Origin of the sequence: Demequina sediminis, assembly GCF_039545075.1 — a bacterium.
Lineage (GTDB): Bacteria > Actinomycetota > Actinomycetes > Actinomycetales > Demequinaceae > Demequina > Demequina sediminis.
On sequence record NZ_BAABRR010000001.1, the window covers coordinates 129338 to 154072 of the forward strand.

24 protein-coding genes are annotated in these 24735 nt (G+C 69.5%); 12 read left to right on the forward strand and 12 right to left on the reverse strand.

What is annotated here, in order from left to right:
• Positions 1–3 precede the first annotated feature (3 nt).
• The gene (locus ABEA62_RS00665; RefSeq protein WP_286215760.1) at positions 4–576 is read left to right on the forward strand and encodes a TetR/AcrR family transcriptional regulator; all 573 of its coding nucleotides are present in this window, start codon (positions 4–6) and stop codon (positions 574–576) included.
• Entirely contained in the window at positions 573–902 is a 330-nt protein-coding gene (locus ABEA62_RS00670; RefSeq protein ID WP_042329407.1) for a DUF3817 domain-containing protein, read from the forward strand. Before ABEA62_RS00665 ends, ABEA62_RS00670 begins: the two co-directional genes overlap by 4 nt.
• Positions 903–1359: 457 nt before the next feature.
• On the opposite strand, the gene ABEA62_RS00675 is transcribed toward ABEA62_RS00670, so the two are convergent.
• Positions 1360–2796 carry a leucyl aminopeptidase gene (locus ABEA62_RS00675; RefSeq protein ID WP_286215762.1) on the reverse strand — a complete coding sequence of 479 codons (1437 nt, stop codon included), beginning with the start codon at positions 2794–2796 and terminating at the stop codon, positions 1360–1362.
• Between the two features lie 33 nt (positions 2797–2829).
• On the opposite strand from ABEA62_RS00675, the gene ABEA62_RS00680 reads away from it, so the two are divergent.
• Entirely contained in the window at positions 2830–3846 is a 1017-nt protein-coding gene (locus tag ABEA62_RS00680; RefSeq protein WP_286215763.1) for a quinone-dependent dihydroorotate dehydrogenase, read from the forward strand.
• On the opposite strand, the gene ABEA62_RS00685 is transcribed toward ABEA62_RS00680, so the two are convergent.
• Positions 3833–4918, reverse strand: a complete 1086-nt coding sequence (locus tag ABEA62_RS00685; RefSeq protein ID WP_286215764.1) for an SLAC1 family transporter — start codon at positions 4916–4918, stop codon at positions 3833–3835. The two genes, ABEA62_RS00680 and ABEA62_RS00685, sit on opposite strands and share 14 nt — an antisense overlap.
• Before the next feature lie 82 nt (positions 4919–5000).
• Between ABEA62_RS00685 and ABEA62_RS00690 the strand changes: the two genes are divergently transcribed.
• Positions 5001–5897 carry a LysR family transcriptional regulator gene (locus tag ABEA62_RS00690; RefSeq protein WP_345378014.1) on the forward strand — a complete coding sequence of 299 codons (897 nt, stop codon included), beginning with the start codon at positions 5001–5003 and terminating at the stop codon, positions 5895–5897.
• Here the strand turns inward: ABEA62_RS00690 and ABEA62_RS00695 are convergent.
• The 4 genes from ABEA62_RS00695 to nadA form a co-directional block, all read right to left on the reverse strand.
• Positions 5894–6202 (reverse strand): phosphoribosyltransferase family protein, encoded by a 309-nt coding sequence (locus tag ABEA62_RS00695; protein WP_286215766.1) that lies wholly within the window; start codon positions 6200–6202, stop codon positions 5894–5896. The two genes, ABEA62_RS00690 and ABEA62_RS00695, sit on opposite strands and share 4 nt — an antisense overlap.
• A gap of 397 nt (positions 6203–6599) precedes the next feature.
• Complete coding sequence (locus ABEA62_RS00700) at positions 6600–7607, reverse strand: aldo/keto reductase family protein (protein WP_286215767.1); 1008 nt, start codon at positions 7605–7607, stop codon at positions 6600–6602.
• A 136-nt stretch (positions 7608–7743) separates the two neighbouring features.
• Positions 7744–8313: a DUF3043 domain-containing protein gene (locus ABEA62_RS00705; protein WP_286215768.1), complete on the reverse strand. Its 570-nt coding sequence runs from the start codon at positions 8311–8313 to the stop codon at positions 7744–7746.
• 42 nt (positions 8314–8355) lie between these two features.
• A complete protein-coding gene (gene nadA, locus ABEA62_RS00710) occupies positions 8356–9561 on the reverse strand; it encodes a quinolinate synthase NadA (protein ID WP_286215769.1) in 1206 nt (401 codons plus the stop codon).
• A gap of 39 nt (positions 9562–9600) precedes the next feature.
• Here nadA and ABEA62_RS00715 point away from each other — a divergent pair, with 39 nt between their 5' ends.
• Together ABEA62_RS00715 and erpA are read left to right on the forward strand one after the other, a co-directional pair.
• Complete coding sequence (locus ABEA62_RS00715; protein ID WP_286215770.1) at positions 9601–10581, forward strand: glycerate kinase; 981 nt, start codon at positions 9601–9603, stop codon at positions 10579–10581.
• Between the two features lie 124 nt (positions 10582–10705).
• On the forward strand, positions 10706–11059 hold the full coding sequence (gene erpA / locus ABEA62_RS00720) for an iron-sulfur cluster insertion protein ErpA (RefSeq protein WP_286215772.1): 354 nt from the start codon (positions 10706–10708) through the stop codon (positions 11057–11059).
• A 110-nt stretch (positions 11060–11169) separates the two neighbouring features.
• On the opposite strand, the gene ABEA62_RS00725 is transcribed toward erpA, so the two are convergent.
• The gene (locus tag ABEA62_RS00725) at positions 11170–12303 is read right to left on the reverse strand and encodes a cysteine desulfurase family protein (protein ID WP_286215773.1); all 1134 of its coding nucleotides are present in this window, start codon (positions 12301–12303) and stop codon (positions 11170–11172) included.
• A 32-nt stretch (positions 12304–12335) separates the two neighbouring features.
• On the opposite strand from ABEA62_RS00725, the gene ctaC reads away from it, so the two are divergent.
• The 4 genes from ctaC (at position 12336) to ABEA62_RS00745 (ending at position 17829) form a co-directional block, all read left to right on the forward strand.
• Complete coding sequence (gene ctaC, locus ABEA62_RS00730) at positions 12336–13211, forward strand: aa3-type cytochrome oxidase subunit II (protein ID WP_286215774.1); 876 nt, start codon at positions 12336–12338, stop codon at positions 13209–13211.
• Positions 13211–14923: an aa3-type cytochrome oxidase subunit I gene (gene ctaD, locus ABEA62_RS00735; protein WP_345378016.1), complete on the forward strand. Its 1713-nt coding sequence runs from the start codon at positions 13211–13213 to the stop codon at positions 14921–14923. The genes ctaC and ctaD overlap by 1 nt, the downstream gene beginning before the upstream one ends.
• 10 nt (positions 14924–14933) lie before the next feature.
• Positions 14934–15335: a cytochrome c oxidase subunit 4 gene (locus ABEA62_RS00740; RefSeq protein ID WP_286215776.1), complete on the forward strand. Its 402-nt coding sequence runs from the start codon at positions 14934–14936 to the stop codon at positions 15333–15335.
• An 82-nt stretch (positions 15336–15417) separates the two neighbouring features.
• A complete protein-coding gene (locus ABEA62_RS00745; protein WP_286215778.1) occupies positions 15418–17829 on the forward strand; it encodes an ATP-binding cassette domain-containing protein in 2412 nt (803 codons plus the stop codon).
• Positions 17830–18014: 185 nt separating this feature from the next.
• On the opposite strand, the gene ABEA62_RS00750 is transcribed toward ABEA62_RS00745, so the two are convergent.
• From ABEA62_RS00750 to ctaE, 5 genes are all read right to left on the reverse strand, one after another.
• Positions 18015–18635: a superoxide dismutase gene (locus ABEA62_RS00750; RefSeq protein ID WP_286215779.1), complete on the reverse strand. Its 621-nt coding sequence runs from the start codon at positions 18633–18635 to the stop codon at positions 18015–18017.
• 225 nt (positions 18636–18860) lie between these two features.
• Positions 18861–20483 carry a cytochrome bc1 complex cytochrome b subunit gene (gene qcrB / locus ABEA62_RS00755; RefSeq protein ID WP_286215780.1) on the reverse strand — a complete coding sequence of 541 codons (1623 nt, stop codon included), beginning with the start codon at positions 20481–20483 and terminating at the stop codon, positions 18861–18863.
• Positions 20483–21586, reverse strand: coding sequence for a cytochrome bc1 complex Rieske iron-sulfur subunit (gene qcrA / locus ABEA62_RS00760; protein ID WP_425557934.1), 1104 nt, complete (start codon positions 21584–21586; stop codon positions 20483–20485). The genes qcrB and qcrA overlap by 1 nt, the downstream gene beginning before the upstream one ends.
• Positions 21583–22368: a cytochrome bc1 complex diheme cytochrome c subunit gene (qcrC, locus tag ABEA62_RS00765; RefSeq protein WP_286215781.1), complete on the reverse strand. Its 786-nt coding sequence runs from the start codon at positions 22366–22368 to the stop codon at positions 21583–21585. Before qcrC ends, qcrA begins: the two co-directional genes overlap by 4 nt.
• A 10-nt stretch (positions 22369–22378) precedes the next feature.
• A complete protein-coding gene (gene ctaE / locus ABEA62_RS00770) occupies positions 22379–23008 on the reverse strand; it encodes an aa3-type cytochrome oxidase subunit III (protein WP_286215782.1) in 630 nt (209 codons plus the stop codon).
• A 156-nt stretch (positions 23009–23164) separates the two neighbouring features.
• Here ctaE and ABEA62_RS00775 point away from each other — a divergent pair, with 156 nt between their 5' ends.
• Together ABEA62_RS00775 and trpD are read left to right on the forward strand one after the other, a co-directional pair.
• Entirely contained in the window at positions 23165–23593 is a 429-nt protein-coding gene (locus ABEA62_RS00775) for a response regulator (RefSeq protein ID WP_286215783.1), read from the forward strand.
• A gap of 10 nt (positions 23594–23603) precedes the next feature.
• Positions 23604–24644, forward strand: a complete 1041-nt coding sequence (gene trpD, locus ABEA62_RS00780) for an anthranilate phosphoribosyltransferase (RefSeq protein ID WP_286215784.1) — start codon at positions 23604–23606, stop codon at positions 24642–24644.
• Positions 24645–24735: the final 91 nt, after the last annotated feature.

The following is a 24735-nucleotide window of genomic DNA, read 5'->3' on the forward strand; positions in this document are numbered from 1 at the left end:
CCCATGCGGACCAGTAAACGGGACACGATCCTCAAGGCCGCCCTCAGCGTTGTCGAGACCGACGGCGTCACGGCGCTCACGTACGAATCCGTCGCCGCCGCCTCCGGACTCACCAAAGGCGGGCTGCTCCACCACTTCCCCTCGAAGGACGCCATGATGCTCGCGCTGCACGAACATCAAGCCCAGCACTGGGACGAGGAGATGATCCACGCACTGGGCAAGGACCCGGATGAGGCATCGCAGGATGAGCGACTCGCCGCCTATGCCCGAGTCAGCGCCCGCGGCGCCACCGGCGCGGAGTTACTGCTTATGCTCGAAGCGAGCACCCACAGCGAGCTCAGCAAGCCGTGGAAACGAGTCATCACTCGCTGGGTCCCCGACCCCGCCAGCATCGACCCGACCGACCCTCGGGCACTGCAGAAGATGGTCGCCTACCTCGCTGCCGACGGTCTTTGGCTCAGCGAATCCGTCGGCGCGATCCCACTACCCCACCAGCTGCGCGCCGCGCTGGCAGAGCACCTCGCCCGCTCCGTCGCGGACGCAGACGAACTCCCGAGCAACGAGGCGAACCAATGAGCGCAAGCACCCAGCAGCGTTATGGACTTCCGCTTGTGGCAAGAGTCTCCATCGTCGCGGCCTTTCTCGAAGCCTTCACCTGGGCTGGTCTGCTCGCGGGGATGTTCCTCAAGTACGTGACGGGCACAACCGACGTCGGTGTCAGCATCTTCGGCGCCCTGCACGGCGGCATGTTCCTCATCTACCTCGCCATAGCGCTCATCACCGCCATCACCCTGCGGTGGCCATGGCGGGTCACTGCTCTCTCGATCATCGCCGCGGTACCGCCACTGACGACCATTCCCCTGGAGATCTGGCTACGTCGACGAGGACACCTCAGCTGCTGACGATGGCACTGCCGCCCTCGCATCGGCGGCAGGACTCTCGACCACGGACGGCCAGACCACGCTTGTCATCGGTACCACCAACTAAAGCCGCCACGGAGCATCGACAGAACACCGCCATTTACCGGCGAAGGTCACACGCGAGGCCGCCCCGCCGCATCGCCTCGTCCTGCGCACTCTGCGCCGCGCCCGCCCTCGACTCGCTGTGAGGTGCTCAGTGCCCAAAAACGGTCAGATCGGGCACTGAGCACCTCACAGGGCGCTGCGGCGGCGGGCGAGTGGCGCGAGACGAGGCGGAGGCGTGAGCCTCGAGGACGAGCGCCAGCGTGGGCCTCGATCTCTCCACCCCACAACGCGCAATGAGGTGCTCAGTGCCCGAAATCGATCGAATCGGGCACTGAGCACCTCACGGGGCGCAGCGGTCGCGCGCGAGCCGCCGTTGCGCGCGAAGCGCGGGAGCCTACGCCGAAGCGCGGGCCTCGAGGAAGCGCAGCAGCGTGCGCACCGAGTGGCCGGTCGAGCCGGCGGGGTTCTCGCCCCACGGCTTGCCCTCGTTGTACGCGGGACGCGCGATGTCGAGGTGGGCCCACGGGGTGTCACCCACGAACTCGCGCAGGAACAGCCCGGCGGACAGCATGCCGCCCTCCGGGATGCCGATGTTCTGCAGGTCGGCGACCTTGGAGTCGAGGTGCTCGCGGAGGTGCTCGGGCAGCGGCATCGGCCACATCGCCTCGTTCGCCTCGTCGGCGCGCGCGACGACCTCGTCGCGGATCTCGGGGGTGCCCATGACGCCCGACGTGCGGGTGCCGAGCGCGACGCCCTGCGCGCCCGTGAGGGTCGCGACGTCCAGCAGCACGTCGGGGTTCTCCTCGCGCGCCTTGACCAGGCCGTCCGCCATCACGAGGCGTCCCTCGGCATCGGTGTTGAGCACCTCGACCGTGCGGCCGCCGTAGATGCGGATGACGTCGGACGGACGCTGAGCGGTACCCGACGGCATGTTCTCCGCGAGGCACAGCCAGCCGGTCACGCCGACCTGGAGTCCGGCACGCGCCGCCGCGATCACGGTGTGCAGCACGGTCGCGGCTCCCGTCATGTCGGACTTCATGGTCTCCATCGACTTCGGCGGCTTGAGCGAGATGCCACCGGTGTCGAACGTGATGCCCTTGCCCACGAGCGCGACCGTCTGCGAGGCGCCCTCGGGCGCATACGCGACGCGCACCAGGCGCGGCAGGCGGGAGGATCCCATGCCGACCGCGAGGATGCCGCCGAACCCCTCCTGCGCGAGCTGGTTCGCGTCCCACACGCGCACCTCGACGCCCGCCTGGGCGCCCAGCTGCTCCGCGATCTCCGCGAAGGAACCGGGGTAGAGGTCGAGCGGGGGAGTGTTGACCAGGTCGCGCACGCCGGCAATCGCTGCGACGGTGATCTGGGCGCGCTGGATCGCCGCGTCCGAGGCGCCGGCGATGATCCACGCGGTGTCGGTCGCCGCGTCCTCATCCGACTTGTAGTCCGTGAAGGCGTAGGCGCCCAGGACGGCACCCTCGGCGGCGGCGATGGCGTGCTCGTCGCCCTCTGCGGGTAGCGCGACCACGACCGTGGACGGTTTCTTGCCCACGCGCCGCGCGGCCTCGCCCGCGGCGAGACGGAGGTCGCCCGCCGCGCCGGAGCCGATCCCGACCACCACGACGCGGCGTGCCGCCACCGCGGTGCCCGGCACCACGACGACGGTGCCGGCCTTGGCCGATGCGTCGAGCGCCTCGGCGCCGGCGGTGATCGACGCCGCGGCGTCCGCGGGGAGAAGGGGGTGAGCCGCGAGTCCTTCGGCGGTCCAGCCCACGATGAGAGCGTCGGCCTCGAGGGACGCGACGGATTCCTGTGTAGAGGTGAGTGAGGTCATGCCGTCGAGCCTAGCCCCGGTAGTTTGGGACCCGTGTACGGTCCCCTCTACCGCCTGATCCTCGCGCGCCTTGACGCGGAGGCCGCCCACCGCTTCGGGGTCCTCGCCTTCGCGCGGGGTGGCTGGGCCTTCCGGACGATGCGGCGGCTGGGCCTCGTGGCCCGCCCCGATCCCGCGGGTGCGGTCGAGGCGCTCGGCCTTCGGTTTCCCGCTCCGGTCGGGCTCGCGGCAGGCATGGATAAGGATGCCGAGGCGGTCGCGGGACTCGCGGCCGCCGGATTCGGCTTTGTCGAGGTCGGCACCGTCACGCCCGTGGGTCAGCCGGGCAACGACAAGCCGCGGTCGTGGCGCGAGCGCGACGTCGACGGCTTGCGCAACCGCATGGGCTTCAACAACGCGGGAGCCGGCGCGATGGCCGAGCGACTCGCGGCGCTGCGGTCCACCCGCGCGGGCCGTCGCGTGGTGCTCGGCGTCAACCTGGGCAAGAACAAGGACACGCCCGCCGAGCGCGCCGCGGACGACTATGCGATGTCCGCGCGACTGCTCGCGAGCTACGCCGACTACCTGGTGGTCAACGTGTCCTCGCCCAACACACCCGGACTGCGCGACCTGCAGTCGGTCGAGACTCTACGCCCCATCCTCGCGGCGACGCGGGCCGCGGCGGACGCCGCCGTACCCGACCGGCACGTGCCGCTGCTCGTGAAGATCGCTCCCGACCTCGCGGACGAGGACGTCGACGCCGCGGCGGATCTCGCGCTCGAACTCGGCCTCGACGGCATCGTCGCCGCCAACACGACCATCGCCCACGACCGCGGCCCCGGCGGATTGTCCGGCCCCGTGCTGCTGCCGCGTGCCCTCGAGATCATCGCGCGCCTGCGTGGCCGCGTGGGTCCCGACCTGTGCCTCATCGGGGTGGGTGGCATCTCCTCCGAGCAGGATGCTCGGCGCATGCTCGCGGCGGGTGCGACCTTGCTGCAGGTCTACACGGCCTTCGTGTACCGCGGACCGTGGTGGGTCGCGCGCCTCAATCGAGACCTCACGCGCCGCTAGTTCGCGCGGCCCGGAGAGCCGGGGCAGCGACGACTCGAAGGCCGCGCACCGTCCCCGTCGCGGCGACGGCCCAGCCGGCCAGCAGCAGCACGAACAGGCCGGCCGCGAGCCACGTCGCGGCCGCCGCTCCCGTGTGCAGGGCGAGGGACGATGCCCCGGTCACCAAGGTGCCGACGGGGAACGTGAAGGCCCACCACCCGAGCGAGAACGGCAGCCCTCGGCGTGCCGCGGCGGCGGTCATGGTCGCGGTGATCGCGAGCCACATGAGGGCGAAGCCCATGAAGGGCACGCCGAGCCCGACCGCAGCGATCACCAGCAGGCGCGGCTCGACTCCGAGAGCGGGACTCGCGTGGTCGGCGAGTAGCCCGAGCGCGGTGACCCCTTGGCCCAGCGGGCCCAGGACGAGCCACAGCGACGGGGTCGTGCGCGCCGGGCCAGCGCCGTGATGGGCGAGGCGCGACCACAGCAGCACGACGAGCACGGTGGCGCCCAGCCCGACGGCGCCGACCATCGCGTAGCACGCGAGGGCGAGGGTCTGTGCGGCGATCCCGTGAAGGTGGGGGAGCAGCAGCGCACCCACGGCGGCGGACACCATCGGCGGCACCACCGGCAGCAGCCACGTTCCCGATGCCGCGTCGGACGCGGCGCGGTGGTGCATGAAGGCGATGGCGGGGATCAACACGGCCGTGGCGACGCCGATCGCGGTGCCGACGATCCACAGCGCCGCCGCAACCCTGATCGCGAGCCCTCCCGCGCCGGGGGCGGGCTGTGCGACCGCGAGCGTCGCACCCGCGAAGGCCGTGAAGGCCATGGACAGCGCGCCGAACCCCGGGGCAGCCTCGGGATCGAGCAGATGCGCTCGCACGCTTCCGGGGCGGGTGCTCCACTGCACCGCGGCCACGAGGCTGAGCAACACGAGGAGCGCTCCGGCCACGGACCACGCGACCCAGGCGAGCGCCTCGAGCCCGGGCAGCCGGACGGGGAGCGCGTGCGACGCGGTCGCGATGATCGAGGTTCCCATCACGACCGCGAACCACTGGGGAGCGATGGTGGACGGGCGGGGCTCGGTCATGACTCCAGCGTCCCAAGCGCATCAGGGGTGCGGTAGTGCAAGAATACGGGTGACACCCAAGCCACAGTTGTGACGGAGAAGAATGGCAACCTCGCTCGAAGAGCTCCGCATGCTGGTGGCGGTCGAGGCCAACGGAAGCCTCACCGGCGCGGCCCGCGAGTTGGGCGTGACTCAGCAGGCCGTATCGCAACGGATGCGCGCGCTCGAGAGACGCTGGGGACTGTCGTTGTTCTCGCGCACCACGCGCGGGACGGTGCTCACGGATCACGGCGTCATGGTGGCCGGGTGGGCGGCGGCGGTGATTCAGCAGTCCGAGGGCTTCGAGTCCGCGGTCGCGGCGCTGCGCACCGTGCGTGCGGCGCGCGTGCGCGTGGGCGCAAGTCTCACGGTCGCCGAGCACCTCGTGCCGCACTGGTTGGTGCGCTACGCCGCGACGCCGGACGCGGCGCACGTCGAGCTCACCGCGGTCAATAGCGCCGCGGTCGAGCATCGGGTGCGCGACGGGCGCGATGACCTGGGCTTTGTCGAGACGCCCGATGCGCCCGAGGGCCTCGCGGCGATGGTGGTCGCCCACGACGAGGTGGTGATCGTCGTCGCGCCCGGTCACACGTGGGCACGTCGCAGCGGCATCGCCGCCGAGGAGCTCGCACGCACCCCTCTCCTGAGCCGTGAGGCCGGCTCAGGCACGCGGCTCACGCTCGAGCGCGCACTCGAGGCCGCGCTGGGTCCCGGCGCCGTGGTGGCGCCCGCCGCCGAGCTGTCGACCACCGCGGCAATCCGCGCCACGGTGCTCGCGGGGGGCGGGGTCGCCGCGCTCAGCGAGCGCGCGGTGCACGACGACCTGCAGGCGGGCAGGCTCGTGCGCGTCCCGGTGCTCGGACCGTCGCTCACCCGCCCGCTCGCCGCGGTGTGGGACCCACGGCGCCGCCTGTCGCCCGCCGCGAGCAGGATTCTCGAGATCGCCGCCGGTCGAGGCTAGGAGTCGCCGAGCCCGAGCGTCAGCAGCCGCACCACCTCGTCATCCGGGGTCTGCGCGAAGTCCTCGTACCACTCGCCGACCGAGTGGAGGGCGTCGGGGATGACGGCCGCGAGCGCATGGTCGACGCTGCCGTCCCGCATGAGTGCGGCGAGCGAGTCCGGCGCCGCGACTCCCGCGGCGAGGATCACCCGGGTCGCACCTTTGGCGCGCGCGACAAGTGCAGCGGCGCGGGCCGTGCCTCCGGTCGCGATGCCGTCGTCGACAACAATCGCGGTGCGCCCCCCGAGCGGCAGGGCCGGTCGCACCGCGCGATACGCCGTGAGCCGGCGCGCCGAGCTTGCGCACCACGATCACGTCGAGCGGGAGGCCGAGGCGTCGGGCGATGCCCGCGGCGACGGGAACCCCGCCCCGCGGCAGCCCCAGCACCACTGGCGGAGCGTCCACCGGCGGAGCGTCCACCGGCGGAGCGTCCCCGCGGGCCTCCTCGAGGAACGGCGCGAGCAGGCGGGAGAGCCGCTCGCCGGCATCGTCCCTGTTCCTCAGGCGCTCCACGCTTCCAGTGTGCGCCCGGGAACGCGCGGGCGCATTCGCGCGTTGGAACCGATGTACGCACCTGCCAGGCGTGCAAGCATTGTTTTCTCCTTTGATGCAGCGAAGGCCCCGGGATCACTCCCGGGGCCTTCGTGTGTGTCAGGGGTGCGGTTAGCGCGAGCGCGGACCCGCCTCGACCGTGCGGGCGGGGTCACGCTCGACCACGTCGCCCAGGACCTCGTCGATCCGCGTCATGAGCTCGGCGGGGATCTCGACGCCCGAGGCCTTGGCGTTGTCACGCACCTGCTCGGGACGGGACGCGCCGATGATCGCCGCCGCGACGTTGCTGTTCTGCAGCACCCACGCGATCGCCAGCTGCGCCATCGTGAGGCCCAGCTCGTCGGCGATCGGCCGGAGGTGCTGAACCCGGGTGAGGATGTCCTCACGCATGAAGCGCTCGATGAACTTCGCGCCCGACTTCTCGTCCGTCGCGCGTGAGCCGGCGGGCGGGGCCTGGCCCGGCTTGTACTTGCCGGTGAGGATGCCCTGGGCGACGGGCGACCACACGATCTGCGAGACTCCCACCTCGCGCGAGGCGGGCACCACCTCGTCCTCGATGACACGCCACAGCATCGAGTACTGCGGCTGCGAGGACACGAACGGGATGCGCAGTTCCTTGGCGAGAGCCGCGCCGGCTCTGATTTGATCTGCCGTCCACTCGCTCACGCCGATGTAGTGCACCTTGCCCGAGTGGACCAGGTCCGCGAACGCGCTCATGGTCTCCTCGAGGGGAGTGTCGTAGTCGTAGCGGTGCGCCTGGTAGAGATCCACGTAGTCCGTCTGCAGGCGACGCAGCGAGCCGTGGATCGACTCCATGATGTGCTTGCGGGACAGGCCCATGTCGTTCGCGCCGCCCGGCCCGGTCGGCCAGAAGACCTTGGTGAAGATCTCGAGGCTCTCGCGGCGCTCGCCCTTGAGGGCCTCGCCGAGCACCTCCTCGGCCGCCGTGTTGGCGTAGACGTCCGCAGTGTCGAAGGACGTGATGCCCACGTCGAGCGCGGCGCGCACGCAGGCGGTCGCCTGCGCGTTCTCGACCTGCGAGGCGTGCGTGATCCAGTTGCCGTAGGTGAGTTCGGTGATCTTGAGGCCGGAGTTGCCCAGGTATCGATAGTTGACCATGTGTCGACGATATTGCCGGTGGCGGGTGCCTCGCCCGCTCATCACGTCGATTCGGCTCGACGCGAACGTGGGAATGCGCGCGCGCCGCGGCCGCGAGGCGCGCCCTCCCGTGGGGGAGGACGATGCCCGCGCCGGGTCAGACCGGGTACTCGCCCCTCGCGACACGCGGCTTGGGCGCGCGGAAGCGGCGGATGTTGAGCGCTCGCGCGATCACGTAGAAGGTCCAGGCGCGCGGCAGCTTGGTGGCGCCGAACTTCGCGACGAACCGCTTCTTCATGCGACGGATCATGAGCCACGTGTCGATCGCGACCGCGAGCACCAGCATGTAGAAGATCGCGATGAGCAGCAGGCCCGCCACGGAGTTGCCAGGGATCGCCAGCGACGCGATGACGAACACGATCGACAGCGGCAGCAGGAACTCGCCGGGGGAGGTGCGGGCGTCGACGTAGTCGCGCAGCCACCGTCGCTCGGGACCGCGGTGCTCGAGCGGCATGTTCCGCTCGTCGCCCTCGCGCATCGCCTGGAACTCCTTCTCGCGCTGGAGGCGCTGCTTCTCGCGCTGGTCGCGGCGCGCGGTCTTGGAGTCGGCGATGACCGGGCGACGTCGCGCGGCTTCCTGCTCCTTGCGCTTGGGCGTGGGGCGGTTCTTCTTGCCGGGTGTCTCGATGCCGGGCGCGTCGGGCTCGGGCGTGGTGTGGTCGCTCATGGTGGTGACGGGGACGTGCGTCCCCGCTGTCTCTCCCTTGTGTCAGTCCTTGGCGGGGTTCAGCGCGGGTAGCGCAAGCATGCGGTCGAGGGCGATCTTGGCGAGGCGCTGGGTCTCGTCATCGACCACGATCCGGTTGGGCACCTCGCCCGCGACCAGCGACTCGAGCGCCCACACCAGGTGAGGGAGGTCGATCCGGTTCATGGTCGAGCAGAAGCACACCGTGTCCTCGAGGAAGTGCACGTCCTTGTCGGCGTGGGCGTTCGCGAGGCGGCGCACCAGGTTGAGCTCCGTGCCGATCACCCACGCGGAGCCGGGCTCGGCGGCGTCGAGCGTCTTGATGATGTACTCGGTCGATCCGACGTAGTCCGCCGCGGTCACGACATCGTGCGCGCACTCGGGGTGCACGAGCACGTTGACGCCGGGCACCTTGGCGCGGATCGCGTCGACGTTCTCCTTGCGGAAGCGGCCGTGCACGCTGCAGTGACCCTTCCACAGGATCATGCGGGCGGCCTCGATCGCCTCGGGGGTGTTGCCGCCGAGAGGCTTGCGCGGATCCCACACGATGCAGTCGTCGAGCGAGAGCCCCAGCTGCAGGACCGCGGTGTTACGTCCCAGGTGCTGGTCGGGCATGAAGAGGACCTTGCCGTCGCCCTCGACGCCGCCCACCTTGTCGAAGGCCCAGCGCAGCGCGACCTCGGCGTTCGACGACGTGCAGACCACCCCGCCGTGCTCGCCGCAGAAGGCCTTGATGGCCGCGGTCGAGTTCATGTAGGTCACCGGCACCGTCCGGGAGGCGATGCCTGCCTCCTCCAACTGTGCCCAGGCATCGTCCACCTGGTTGATGTTCGCCATGTCGGCCATCGAACAGCCGGCCGCCATGTCGGGCAGCACGACGGCCTGGGAGTCCGACGTGAGGATGTCCGCGCTCTCGGCCATGAAGTGCACACCGCAGAACACGATGAACTCCGCCTCGGGACGCGCGGCGGCATCGCGCGCGAGCTTGAACGAGTCGCCCGTCACGTCCGCGAACTGGATGACCTCGTCGCGCTGGTAGTGGTGGCCCAGGATGAAGACGCGGTCACCCAGCGCCTCCTTCGCGGCGCGCGCACGCGCGACTAGGTCGGGGTCCGATGCGGGCGGCAGGTCGCCGGGACAGTCGACGCCCCGCTCCGACAGGGGATCGCGTCGCTCACCCAGGAGCAGCAGCGCGGGGGACAGCGAGGGCTCGTGGAACGTCTGGGTCATTCGCACATTGTCGCATGACGCAGCGGGCACACTGGTGGGATGCGTGTTGCCGTCGCCGCCCAGAGTTGGCCCCTGTCCGACACCGAATCCCTCACCCCCGAGCGCACCGCCGCGGTCGCGCGCGAGGCCTGGACCCAGGCCGCCGGACACGTCGCGCTTGACGTGCGCGCGGTCCCTGACGGCGGACCGCTCACGGGCGACGCGCTCACCGGGGAGCGGTGGAGCGTCGGAGGCGCGATCGCCCGCCGCGTGAGGGGTGCCGTGGTGCTGGCTCCCGCGCGCGGCACGCGATGGGAGCCGGGCGCGCTGTCCTCGGCATTGCTGGGACTCGCCGCCGCGGGGGAGAGCGCGCGGGTCGTCGTGCCCGTGGGCGACGAGCCTCCCGCAGGCGACGCGGTCGACCTGTGGGGCGGCGGCCTCGCCGCGGCGCGTGCCGCAGTGGCCGGTCTCGACATCGTCGCGCTCGTGGGTGCGGACCGGCCCTTGCTCGGATTCCGCGGCATGAGTGCCGCGGTGAGGGAGGGGCGCGAGGCCGATGCCGCGCTCGCCCTGGCCGCGCAGGCACAGGAGGAGCGGTGGGCGGCTATCGCACGTGAGGCGGACGCGGTCGCATCGCGCAAGGTCCTGATGGGCGTGGGACGGCTGTCGGACGAGCCGGGTGCGGGAGCGGCGGGCGGCCTCGCCTACGCGCTGGCGGCCCTGGGTGCGCGGCTCGTGCCGGGATCGCGCGCGGTGGCGGAGATGGTGGGCCTGAACGATGCCGCTGAGGAGGCCGATCTGGTGGTCGCCGTGGTCGCTCGGCTGCGGGCGGCCGACCTCGACCACGGCGCCGCCGCCGCGGCGGCGTGGCTCGCGGGCAGGCGGGGCGCCCCGTGTGTGGTCGCCACCGGTCACCTGGGTGTCGGCAGACGCGACCTCATGGCAGGAGGGATCGCCGGCGCGCACGAGGGCGAGCGTGGTGAGGAGGGCCTGGCGGCCCAGGTGCGCCGGCTCGCGCACACCTGGACGCCCGCGCGCTAGCCCGACCTCGACTGTCCGCGCGTGGCGTCACGAAGATGACGCATCCACACATCGCGCGTCGGGGTTCGGAATATCCCTCTCGCGGCGTACGCTTATCAAGACACCCGAGAGAGAGGAGGCGTCTATGACTGATCTCGCAACCGAGACCACGTCCCACGGCGTCGTCATCACCGATGCCGCGGCGGCGAAGGTCAGGAGCCTGCTTGAGCAGGAGGGCCGCGACGACCTCAAGCTGCGCCTCGCGGTGCAGCCCGGAGGCTGTTCCGGCCTCATCTACCAGCTCTATTTCGATGAGCGCACGCTTGACGGAGACGCGGTTCGCGACTTCGACGGCGTGGGGGTCGTGGTCGACAAGATGTCGGTCCCGTACCTCGATGGCGCGACGATTGACTTCTCAGACACCATCGAGAAGCAGGGTTTCACGATTGACAACCCGAACGCCGCGAGTTCCTGCGCTTGCGGAGACTCCTTCAGCTGATCCCCAGGGATACCAGCACCGACGGGCGGTGAGGCTACGGCCTCGCCGCCCGTTGTGGTGTCTCTGGGGTCACGTGTTGTCTGAGGGGTCGGACGAGGCGCGACGCGACGTCAGGACAGCGCGGGCGCTCCTGCCTCGGCACGGAGGTCGCCGATCACGCGCGGCAACACCTCGAGAAGGCGCGTGACGTCATCGTCCGACACGCCGGGGTGGAGACCAAGCCGCACGTTGCCGTGTCCGCGCGCGCCGATCTTCTCGAGCACACGGCTGGGCTCGAGGGAGCTCGTGGTGCAGGCCGATCCAGACCCGACCGCGATGCCGTGGCGATCGAGCCGCGTGAGCAGCGCCTCTCCGTCCACGTAGAGGCACGAGAGCGTGGCGATGTGGGGGAGGCGGTGGTCGGGGTCGCCGACCACCGTGACGCCTGGCCACGAGGCGGCCTCGAGGCGCACTCGCTCGATGAGCGCGTGCAGGCGCGGGCCGGTCTGGGCGAGGTGCTCGCGCCGTTCCTGGAGGGCGACCGCAGCGGCGAGAGCGGCGGGCACGCTCACGCCGCCCGGCGCCCAGTCGCCGCCCTCGGGCCACACGGGGAGCCAGCGGGTGCGCGGGCGGAGCGCGACGACTCCCACCCCGGCCGGGCCGCCCCAGTCCGCGGGATTCGCGACGAGCGCGTCCCACGCCTCGGGTGCCTCCCCATGACCGATGCTCGCCGTCGCGTCCACGACGAGCGGCACGCCGGCAGCCGTCGTGACCTCCGCGACGTCGCCCAGGCGCTGGACCGTGCCGATCTCGTGGTTGCCGTGCTGGACGGCGGCGAGCGCGACGTCGGGCACGTCGAGAGCCTCGCGCAGGTGTTCGAGGACGACGTGGCCCGCGCCGTCGACCTCGACGAGCGTGAGCCCGCCGCCCGAGACGTAGTCGGCGGAGTGGAGGGTCGCGTCGCGTTCGATCGCGGTCGCCACCACCCGGTCGCGACCGCGGCGCGCGGCGTAGATGCCCGCCATGACGCGTTCGAGGCCGATCGCAAAGGTCGGAGCGAAGTGCGTGTGCTCGGGGCGAGCGCCCAGTGATTCGGCGATGGCCTCTCGCGCACCGTCGAGCAGTTGACGCGCCCGGCGCGCCTCCGCGTGGAGTCTTGCGGGGTCCGCCCATCCGTCCGCGAGACCCGCCTGGAACGCCTCGAGCGTGCGGTTCGTCAAAGGAGCGGAACCCGAGGCGTCGAGGAACATGCGCGCAACCTGCATGCCTTCACGGTACAGCGCGCTAGACTGCCCGTGTGTCCCTCCTTTCACGTCCCCGCGTGCCCGGAAAAGCCCTGGCAGGCATCGCTGTCGTAGGACTCACGTCCCTCCTGGCAGGATGCGCCAACGGCATCGAGAATGGCGCGCTGCCCAGCTCCCCTGACATCACCAACCAGACGGGTCGCATCATCACCCTCTGGAACGGCTCCTGGATCGCCGCCCTGACGGTCGGCGTGATCACCTGGGGGCTGATCCTGTGGGCCGTCGTGGTCTATCGCAAGCGCAAGGGCGACACCAAGCTGCCCGTGCAGACCAGGGCGAACATTCCGCTGGAGCTGATGTACACGATCGTCCCTCTGCTGATGATCGGCGTGCTGTTCAAGTACACCGCCGAGGACATCTGGGCGATCAAGGACACGTCGGCGACTCCCGACATCCACATCAACGTGGTGGGTAAGCAGTGGAGCTGGGACTTCAACTACGTCGACGACGACGTGTACGACCCGGGTGTGCAGGCTGCCCTCACGGGCGAGGAGGGCGTCGAGGCGACCCTCCCCACGCTGTACCTGCCGGTGGACGAGCGCGTCGAGTTCACGATCGACTCGCGCGACGTCATCCACTCGTTCTGGATCCCCGCGTTCCTCTACAAGATCGACGCCGTGCCAGGGCGCACCAACACCTTCCAGGTCATTCCTCAGGAAGAGGGGATCTACCAGGGTAAGTGTGCCGAGCTCTGCGGCGAGTACCACGCTTCGATGCTCTTCAACGTGGCCGTCGTCTCGCGCGCCGAGTATGACGCCCGCATGGAGGAGCTGCGCAACGAGGGCTACACCGGGCAGATCGGCGTCGACGACTACAGCCGCGATCAGGTGGTTCAGCTCACCGAGACCCACGAGGAGGCCGCGTCCTGATGGCTACCGTCCCCCACGAGGCAGGCGACGACCGCCGCACCGTGACGCTCCCGACCGCGCCCGCGCGCTCCGGCTCGATCGTGGTGAAGTGGATCACCTCCACCGACCACAAGACCATCGGGTACATGTACCTGATCACGTCGTTCTTCTTCTTCATCGTGGGTGGACTGCTCGCGCTGCTCATCCGTGCCGAGCTCTTCGAGCCGGGCATCCAGGTGGTGCAGTCCGCGGAGCAGTACAACCAGTTGTTCACGATGCACGGCACGATCATGCTGCTGCTGTTCGCGACACCGCTGTTCGCGGGCTTCGCGAACTTCATCATGCCGTTGCAGATCGGCGCGCCCGACGTGGCGTTCCCGCGTCTCAACATGCTCGCGTACTGGCTCTACCTCTTTGGCGGAGTCATCGCGATGGCGGGCTTCTTCACGCCTCAGGGCGCGGCCTCGTTCGGCTGGTTCGCGTATGCGCCGCTGTCGAACGCGGTGTACTCGCCCGGCGTGGGTGGCAACCTGTGGGTCTTCGGCCTGGCGCTCGGTGGCTTCGGCACGATCCTCGGCTCGGTCAACTTCATCACGACGATCGTCACGATGCGCGCGCCCGGCATGACGATGTTCCGCATGCCGATCTTCACGTGGAACATCCTCGTGACGTCGATGCTCGTGCTGCTCGCCTTCCCGCCGCTCGCCTCGGCGCTCTTCGCGCTCGGCTCGGACCGCGTGCTCGACTCTCAAGTCTTCAATCCGGACAACGGGGGAGCGATCCTCTGGCAGCACCTCTTCTGGTTCTTTGGCCATCCAGAGGTGTACATCATCGCGCTGCCCTTCTTCGGCATCGTCTCCGAGATCCTGCCGGTCTTCTCGCGCAAGCCGCTGTTCGGCTACCACGGCCTCGTCTACGCGACCATCGCGATCGCCGCGCTGTCGGTGACGGTGTGGGCGCACCACATGTACGTGACCGGCGCCGTGTTGCTGCCGTTCTTCGCGTTCATGACGATGCTCATCGCGGTGCCCACCGGCGTGAAGTTCTTCAACTGGATCGGCACGATGTGGCGAGGGAAGCTCACCTTCGAGACGCCGATGCTGTGGTCGATCGGCTTCCTCGTGACCTTCCTCTTCGGTGGTCTCACGGGAGTCATCCTGAGCTCGCCGGTCCTGGACTTCCCGCTCTCCGACTCGTACTTTGTGGTCGCGCACTTCCACTACGTGGTGTTCGGCACGGTCGTGTTCGCGATGTTCGCCGGCTTCTACTTCTGGTGGCCCAAGTTCACGGGCAAGATGCTCAACGAGCGACTGGGCAAGATCCACTTCTGGCTGCTGTTCTTCGGCTTCCACATGACCTTCCTGGTCCAGCACTGGCTGGGCGCTCGGGGCATGGCGCGGCGCTACGTCGACTACATGCCCGAGGACGGCTTCACCTGGATGAACCAGCTATCCACCGTGGGCGCGGTGCTCACCGCGATCTCGACGCTGCCCTTCCTGTGGAACGTGTACATCACCTCGCGCCGCGCGCCAAAGGTCACGGTCAACGACCCGTGGGGCTTCGGCAACTCGCTCGAGTGGGCGACCTCGTGCCCGCCGCCGCGTCACAACTTCACGTCCATCCCGCGCATCCGCTCGGAGCGTCCCGCGTTCGATCTGCACCACCCGGGAGCCGCCGCGCGCGATCACTACCAGGCGGAGCGTGACAACACCGATCACGCGCCCGTCGCGTAAGGAGAGACCGATGCGCATCGAAGCCAATCTCTTCAACATCCCCGTCGCGTTCTTCCTGGTGGCGGGCACCGTCTACGGCTACTTCACCGACTGGTCCGAGTGGGTGGGCTTCCTCGCCATCTACCTCACCGGCGCGATGTTTCTCATGGTCGGCGTGTACTTCAAGATGCTCGAGAAGCGCCACGGTCAGCGTGCCGAGGACCGCGAGGACGCCGAGATCTCGGAGGACGCCGGCGAGCAGGGCGTCTTCGCCCCCTGGAGCTGGTGGCCGCTCGTGTGCGGCCTCGGTGCCGCGCTGGCGTTCACGGCCATGGCCGTGGGCTGGTGGATCATGGTTCCGGCCGCCATCGTCGGCGTGATCGGACTCGTCGGCTGGGTGTTCGAGTTCTCGCGCGGGCAGCACGCGCACTGAGCGACCGCGCGCGACAGCGGCCCGTCCCCGTGAGGGGGCGGGCCGCTTCGCTGTCTCCCCAAGGGGGCAGGCACCGGGCACAATGGTGAGCGCCGCATCGTCCCCACCGACGGGAGCAACCGTGACGTCCTCGCCCGCCCATGCCGCCGATTCTCACGACCTCATCCGCGTGGAAGGCGCGCGCGAGAACAACCTCAAGGACGTGACGCTCACGCTGCCGAAGCGGCGTCTCACGGTCTTCACGGGGGTGTCGGGATCGGGCAAGAGCTCGCTCGTGTTCGAGACCATCGCGGCGGAGTCGCGGCGCATGATCAACGAGACCTATAGCTCGTTCATTCAGGGCTTCATGCCCAGCCAGTCGCGCCCGGACGTCGACGTGCTCGAGGGGCTCACGACCGCGATCATCGTCGACCAGGAGCCCATGGGGGCGAACGTCCGCTCGACCGTGGGCACCGCGACGGACGTCCACGCGATGCTGCGCATCCTCTTCTCGCGTCTAGGTGACCCGCACGTGGGCCCGCCGCAGGCGTTCAGTTTCAATGTGGCGTCCTCCTCCGGCTCGGGGTCGGCCACCGTGACCCGCACGGACGGCTCGACCGCGCGCGAACATCGCGAGTACTCCGTGACGGGCGGGATGTGCGTGCGGTGCGAGGGCACGGGCCGCATCAGCGAGCTCGACATCACCCAGATTGTGGACGGTGCGAGGTCGCTCGCGCAGGGGGCCATCACTATCCCGGGCTACACCGCCGACGGTTGGGCCGTGCGGATGTACACCGAGTCGGGGTTCCTGGATGCGCACAAGCCGGTGGGGGAGTACTCGGCGCGGGAGCGCGACGCGCTGCTCTACAAGGAGGCCACCAAGGTCAAGATCGCTGGCATCAACATGACCTATGAGGGGCTCATCCCCAAGCTGCAGAAGTCGGTGCTGTCGAAGGACCCCGAGGCGATGCAGCCGCACATCCGTGCGTTCGTCGACCGCGCGGTGACCTTCGCGACGTGCCCGGACTGTGGCGGCACGCGACTCAGCGAGCGGGCGCGGTCCTCGCGTATCCGCGGGGCGTCGATCGCCGACCTCGCAGCGATGCAGATCTCCGACCTCGCCGAGTGGATGAGTGACCTCGACGAGCCGTCCGTGGCTCCGCTGGTGAGCGCGCTGCGCTCGACCCTCGAGTCGTTCGTCGAGATCGGGCTGGGCTACCTGTCGCTCGACCGCGCGGCGGGCACGCTGTCGGGAGGCGAGGCTCAGCGCACCAAGATGATTCGTCATCTCGGCTCCGCGCTGACCGACATCACCTATGTGTTCGACGAGCCCACGGTGGGGCTCCACCCGCACGACATCCAGCGGATGAACGGGCTGCTGCTGCGGCTGCGTGACAAGGGCAACACCGTGCTCGTGGTCGAGCACAAGCCCGAGGCGATCGCGATCGCGGACCACGTGGTCGACCTGGGACCCGGCGCGGGGACCGCGGGAGGCACCGTGTGCTTCGAGGGCAGCGTCGCAGCCCTGCGCGCCTCCGACACGCTCACGGGCAGGCACCTCGGGTACCGCGCGGCGCTCAAGGACGCGGTGCGGACCGCGGCGGGCGCGCTGTCCATTCGGGGTGCCTCGCTCAACAACCTGCGCGACGTGGACGTCGACATCCCGCTGGGTGTGCTGACGGTCGTGACGGGGGTGGCCGGCTCGGGGAAGAGCTCGCTCATCCATGGCGCGCTGCCGGCCGACTCCGGCGTGGTGACGGTCGACCAGCGGCCCATCCGCGGCTCGCGGCGCTCGAACCCCGCGACGTACACCGGCGTGCTCGATCCCATTCGCAAGGCCTTTGCGAAGGCCAACGGGGTCAAGCCCGCGCTGTTCAGCGCCAACTCGGAGGGGGCGTGTCCCGTGTGCAAGGGTGCGGGGCTCATCTACACCGAGCTGGGTGTGATGGAGACCGTCGCGAGCGTGTGCGAGGCCTGCGAGGGGCGTAGGTTCAGCGAGGACGTGCTCGAGTACCGTCTCGCGGGCCTCTCGATTGCCGACGTCCTCGAGATGCCGGTGGAGGAGGCGCACGCGCTGTTCGCGGCGGGAGAAGCGAAGAACCCGGCGGCTGCGAAGGTGCTGGGCCACCTGGTCGAGGTCGGGCTGGGATACCTCGCGCTCGGCCAGCCACTCACGACGCTTTCGGGAGGCGAGCGACAGCGCCTCAAGCTCGCGACCCACATGGCCGAGTCGGGCGGCGTCTACGTGCTCGACGAGCCGACCACCGGTCTGCATCTCGCGGACGTCGCGCAGCTGCTCGCGCTGCTCGACCGGTTGGTCGACGGGGGCAAGTCGGTCATCGTGATCGAGCACCACCAGGCGGTGATGGCGCACGCCGACTGGATCATCGACCTGGGGCCGGGCGCCGGCCACGACGGCGGGCGCGTGGTCTTCGAGGGGACGCCCGCCGCGTTGGTCGAGGCGCGATCGACGCTGACGGGGGAGCACCTGGCGCGGTACGTCGGGATCGCGTGAGCGGCGACGCTGAGCGTCCCATGGCGCGCTGAGACCTTCGAGAAACGACCATGGCCGTCCCATAGCGTGCAGGGGTGGGGAAAGGCGGCGTGGGGAAAGGCGGCGTGGGGAAAGGGCGGGGCCCGCAGACCACAAAGGGCGGCCTCCGAACCCGGAGACCGCCCTTCTGAAGGCCGTGGGTGAACCTAGGAGACGATGAGCCCCTGCGTCGCGGACGCGGTGGCGAAGCGCTGCTGGACGTTCGCCCAGTCGACCACGTTCCACCAGGCGTTGACGTAGTCGGCCTTGACGTTCTTGTACTGCAGGTAGAACGCGTGCTCCCACATGTCGAGCATGAGCAGCGGGATGAGGCCGACCGGGACGTTGCCCTGCTGGTCGTAGAGCTGGACGATCAGCAGCTTCTTGCCGATCGTGTCCCACGCGAGGATCGACCAGCCGGAGCCCATGATGGTCATCGCGTTGTTGGTGAAGTGGGCGCGGAAACCGTCGAACGAGCCGAAGTGCTCGTCGATTGCCGCCGCCAGCTCGCCCGTGGGCTTGTCGCCGCCGTCCGGGGACATGTTGGTCCAGAACACGGAGTGGTTGGTGTGACCGCCCAGGTTGAAGGCGAGCGCCTTCTCGAGGCCCGCGATCGCGCCGAAGTCGCCCGACTCGCGCGCGGCCGCCATCTTCTCGAGCGCGGTGTTGGCTCCGGCGACATAGGCCGCGTGGTGCTTGCTGTGGTGGAGCTCCATGATCTGGCCCGCGATGTGCGGGTCGAGTGCTCCGTAGTCGTAGCTGAGGTCCGGCAGCGTGTAGTCGGCCATTCTTCCTCCAAGGTGGGGCCGCGGCGCCGCGACGGCGGCACGGCCGGGTTTCCGGGAACGCTCCGAGCCTAGCGAGACGCACGTCTCGGAGCGAAGTGGGACACCCGAGACAACCTCGGTGGAGGCACGGGCATTCCGGTCCCTGCCAGGAATTCCGGCACGGGCCGGAGACGCCGTCAGGGGCGCCCGGCCGATGCCGGACGCCCCTGACGGGATCGCGTGGTGCTAGTGGTGCGCGTGCGAGGCCGACTCGAGCTCCTCGGGCGTGACGGGGGAGACCCGGTGCTCGAAGTAGAAGCGCGACAGGCGCTGCTTAAAGCGATCCCAGCGGTATCCCTTGCGGCGCACGCCTCGCTCGTTGTACTCGGGAGCGATCTCGAGCGGAGCGATGTCGTCGTACGACACGAGGATCCAGCGCTCGTGCTCGGTGAGCGGCTCGTGGACCTCGATGTACTCGCCGTGCTCGTGGCGGACGATGCGCCCGGTCTCCTTGCCATGGAGCACCAGCTCGCGATCCTTGCGCTGGAGACCGAAGCAGATGCGTCGCGTGATGAGGAACCCGAGCACTGGCAGCACGAAGATGCCGACGCGGAGGAACAGCGTGAGGTCGTTGAGCGACAGGTGGAACAGCGTCGCAATGATGTCGTTCGCGCCCTCGAGCACGAGGATCACGTAGAAGATGATGAGCGCGACGCCCAGGCCGGTGCGGACGGGCACGTTGCGCGGGCGGTCGAGCACGTGCTTCTCGCCGCGGTCACCCGTGGCCCACGCCTCGATCCACGGGTAGAACGCCAGGAAGCCGAAGAACAGGCCGGGAACGATCACCGCGGGGATGAGGATGTTCCACGACAGCGTGTAGCCCCACAGCTCCCACTCCATGGGGATGACGTCGAAGAGCCAGCCCGGCATGAGGCGCAGCGCACCGTCGACGAACAGGATGTACCAGTCGGGCTGCGTTCCCGCCGAGACGGGGGAGGGATCGTACGGTCCGTAGTTCCACACCGGGTTGATGGTGAACACCGCGGCCACGAGCGCGATCACGCCGAAGACCACGAAGAAGAATCCACCGGCCTTCGCGGTGTACACGGGGAACAGCGGCAGGCCCACGACGTTCTTGTGGGTGCGGCCGGGGCCCGGGTACTGGGTGTGCTTGTGCAGGAACACCAGGAACAGGTGAAGCGCGATCAGCCCCAGGATCAGGCCGGGCACCAGCAGGATGTGCATGGTGAACAGGCGGGGGATGATGATCTCGCCGGGGAACTCGCCGCCAAAGATCCAGTACGAGATGTACTCGCCCAGGATCGGAATCGAGCGCGTGACGCCCTCGATGATGCGCAGGCCGTTGCCGGAGAGGACATCGTCGGGAAGCGAGTAGCCGGAGAAGCCGGCCGCGAGCGACAGGATCATCAGGGTGAAGCCCACGAGCCAGTTGAGCTCGCGCGGCTTGCGGAAGGCCCCCGTGAAGAACACGCGCGCCATGTGGGTGACGATTGCCGCCGTGAAGAGCAGCGCTGCCCAGTGGTGGATCTGGCGCATGAGCAGGCCACCGGGTACCTCGAAGGACATGTGGAGCGTCGAGGCGAAGGCCTCGGACATCTCCACGCCCTGCATGGTCTCGAGCGGGCCGTCATAGGTCACGAAGCCCATCGACGGCACGAAGAACGCGGTGAGGAACACACCCGAGATCAGCAGCACGATGAACGAGTACAGCGCGATCTCACCCAGCATGAAGGACCAGTGGTCGGGGAAGACCTTGCGCGCAATGAACTTGACGAACGAGCCGATCGAGGTGCGCTCGTCGACCCAGTTGGCGGTGCCGGATGCGGCGGAATCGAGACGCGCGCCCATTAGTGGCTGCTCCCCTCGGACGAGTCGTTCAGACCGTCGGACGTGTGCTTGAGGCGCGTCCAGTAGGACGGACCGATCGGCTCGTGGAAGTCGCTCTGCGCGACGATGTAACCCTCGTCGTCGACCGCAATCGGAAGCTGCGGAAGGGGACGCTTGGCGGGACCGAAGACCACCTTGGCGCCGTCGGCCACGTCGAAGGTCGACTGGTGGCACGGGCACAGCAGGTGGTGCGTCTGCTGCTCGTACAGCGCCACGGGGCAGCCGACGTGCGTGCAGATCTTCGAGTACGCGACGATGCCGTCGAACGACCAGTCCTCGCGTCCGGGCTGGATCTTGAGGTCGCGCGGGTCGAGGCGGACCAGCAGCACGACGGCCTTGGCCTTCTCCTCGATGCGGTGGTGCTCAAGCTCGTTGAGCCCATCGGGGATCACGTGGAACGCCGAGCCGATGGTGACGTCCGAGGCCTTGATGAGGGTGCCGTCGGGGTCACGCGCGAGGCGCGTGCCCTTGCGCCACATCGTGTGCGCGAACTTCTTGGTGTTCCAGTCGCCACCCATGTTGCCGATTTGCGGGAACAGCACGGCGAGGGGTGCGAGCGCGATCGCGCCCACCAGCGAGCCGACGAGCACCGGGCGGCGCTTCACGCCGCCGATTCCCGAGTCCTCGACACCGTCCTTGAGGTTCTGGACGGCGCCCTCGCGGGCCTCCTCGGAGGATCGCAGCTCGTGGCGCTCCTCGACCATCTCGTGGTCGCGCATGAGGGTCTTGGCCCAGTGCACGGCGCCCAGGCCGATTCCGATCATCGCGAGGAAGAGACCCAGTCCGATCATCATGTTGACGAATCGGATCGAGGCGATCTCCTCGGTCATGTCGAGAGCGAGGTAGGAGCCGATCGCGATGATCGTGCCCAGAATCGACAGCCCGAAGAGGGCGGCGACCTGACGCTCGGCGCGCTTGTCGGCCTTGGGGTCGACGTCCGCGCGACGCGGGCGGTGGTAGGGAAGGCCGGGATCGGTGAACATCTCCGGGGTCTGTTCGTCGGCCTGTGCCGCGGTCGAGGAGTCGGCCGAGTCGTGACCGACGGGCTGGTCTGCGGTGCTCATGAAGAACGGGCTCCGATCCACACGGTGCTGGCGATGATCAGTCCGAGGGCGACGAGCCACCCCCACATGCCCTCGGCCACGGGGCCGATGGTGCCGAGGCGCAGGCCGCCAGGCGAACCCTCGTCCTGGGCCTTGAGGAAGGCGATGATGTCGCGCTTGCCCTCGGAGGTGATGTTCGCGTCGTTGAACACGGGCATCGACTGCGGTCCCGTGAGCATGGCCTCATAGATGTGCGTGGGGGTGGTCTCCCACAGGTTGGGGGCGTACTTGCCCTGCGTCAGGGCGCCGCCTCCACCGACCGAGCCGTGGCACATCGCGCAGTTGGTGCGGAACAGCTCCATGCCCTTGGCGGGGTCACCCAGCGCGGGGTCGACCTGCTCGGCCGTCGGGATTCCGGGGCCGGCGCCGAGCGAGGCGACGAAGGCCGCGAGCTGCGAGATCTCCTCGGCGGAGAACTGGGGGCGCTTGGCGGGGGCCTGGGGCCCCGAGGCCTGCATGGGCATGCGGCCGGTGCCCACCTGGAAGTCGACCGCGGCGGCGCCGACGCCCACGAGGGACGGCGCGACGCCGTCCTGGCCCTCGGCGCCCAGTCCGTGGCACGAGGCGCAGTTGGCGGCGAAGAGCTTCTCACCCTCGGCGACGTCGTCGGCGGTGGCGGTGGTGGCCTCGGCTGACGATGCCGTCGAGACGGCGGCGGCCACTCCGGCGATGAGGGCGAGCAGCAGGAGAACAAGGACCACCGGGGCGGCCCGGTGGTAGCGGTGTCGTGCGAGCGCGTGCATCGGCTGTCCCTTACTGAATCAGGTAGATCGCCGCGAACAGCGCGATCCACACGACATCGACGAAGTGCCAGTAGTACGAGACCACGATGGTCGTCGTGGCCTCGTGCGTGCCGAACTTCTTGGCGGCGAACGAGCGTCCCAGCACGAAGAGCATCGCGAGCAGTCCACCGATCACGTGGAGGCCGTGGAAGCCCGTGGTGAGGTAGAAGACGGAGCCGTAGGGGCTCGACGAGATCGTCAGGCCCTCGGACACCAGCACGGCGTACTCGTACACCTGGCCGCCGACGAAGACGGAGCCCATGATGAAGGTGAGCACAAACCACTCGTGCATTCCCCAGGTCTTCACCTGCCACAGGCTTCCGGTGCGGCGGCGCTGATAGCGCTCGGCCGCGAAGACGCCGGCCTGGGCGGTGAACGACGACAGCACCAGGATCACGGTGTTGGCGGTCGCGAAGGGGACGTTGAGCAGCTCGGTGGCCTCGGCCCAGACCTCGGGTACCTGAGCGCGAAGCGTGAAGTACATCGCGAACAGACCCGCGAAGAACATCAGCTCGGAGCTCAGCCACACGATGGTGCCGACGGCAACCTGATTGGGCCGGGTCGCGTGAATGGGCGACGGCGCAGTCGTGGCGTGGGACATAGGTCCCATTAAAGCGCACGGAGCACGCGCTTCACACACGCGAAACGCTCGCGAGGTCCGACGGGTTCCCCGTGCCGGGACCTCCGCCGCACGTGGCGACGCTCCGGGGCCGTGGGCAGGGGATCGTGCCCGCCCGGTCATGCCAGAATGGGCGCCATGAGCGACGTGGTGAAGCACGAGTCTGGCGACGTCTCCGTCCGCCCGGCCCGGATCCTCTTGTACAGCGACGACCGCAACGTGCGCGAGAAGGTGCGTTTCGCCGTCGGGCCCACCACCCACGGCCGGCCCATCGAGTGGGTCGAGGCGGCGACGCACGCCGCGGTCACCGCTCAGCTCGACTCGACGACGTTCGACCTCGTGATCCTCGACGGCGAGGCCGCGAAGGTGGGCGGCATGGGAATCGCCCGCCAGATGCGTCACGAGCTGTATGTGTGCCCGCCGATTCTGCTGCTCGTGGGACGGCCCGGTGACGCGTGGCTCGCGACGTGGTCCGAGGCCGATGCCGCGGTCGCGCACCCACTCGACCCGTTCGCGGTGCGCGACGCCGTCGACGCATTCTTCGTCCCCGCCGACGCGGACGCCTGAGGCACACGCGATGCCGACGCTGCAGGACCTCCTCGCGCGCCTGGTCGAGCATGAGGACCTGACGTCGGAGGAGACCGCCGCCGTGATGGATTCGGTGCTCACCGACTCCGCCTCGCCGGTGGCGATGGGTGCCTTCCTCGCCGCGCTGCGCGTCAAGCGCGAGACGGCGGCCGAGGTCGCGGGGCTCGCGGAGGCGATGCTCGCGCACGCGATCCGCTTCGAGGTGCCGGGACGCACGGTCGACATCGTGGGCACCGGCGGCGACGGTGCGCACACGGTCAACATTTCGACGATGGCGTCGATCGTGATCGCGGGTGCGGGTCCCACGGTCGTGAAGCACGGCAACCGCGCGGCGACCTCGCGGTCGGGCTCGGCCGATGTCCTGGGTGCGCTCGGTGTCAGGCTCGACCTGCCTGTTGAGCGCGTCAAGGAGCTCGCGACCGAGGTCGGCATCACGTTCTGTTTCGCCCAGGTCTTCCACCCGTCGATGCGCTTCGCGATGCCCATCCGCAAGGAGTTGGGGATCCCGACCACGTTCAACATCCTGGGCCCGCTGACCAACCCGGCACAGCCTCAGGCCACGGCCATCGGGTCGTCGTCCCTGCGCGTGTCTCCCGTCCTGGCGGGCGTGATCGCGTCGCAGGGGCGCGAGGCGCTCGTCTTCCACGGCGACGATGGCCTCGACGAGCTCGCGCCCACGGGCGCGGCCACGGTGTGGGAGGTGCGCGGGTCAGGGGTGACGGAGCTCCGGCTCGACCCGATCGCCGACCTCGGCCTCGCACCCATCACGATCGGCGATCTGCGCGGCGGTGACGCCGACGAGAACGCCGTGGTCGTGCGCAGCGTGCTCGCGGGAGACGCGGGAGCGGTGCGAGACACGGTCCTCCTCAACGCCGCCGCCGGGCTGGTCGCGGACGCCACCCTCGAGGGAACCGCCAGTGGAACGCTCGTCGAGCGTTTCACCGCGGGGCTCGCACACGCGGCGCGCTCGATCGACTCGGGCGCGGCGGCCGACGTCCTGGATCGCTGGGTCGTCGCCACCCAGTCCTGACGCGCCGCCGTCGTGGCGACCCCTCGACATGCGGACCTACCAGGATTAACGTTCACATCGCGCGGATGTGCCGCGCGAAACGTTGCGATGT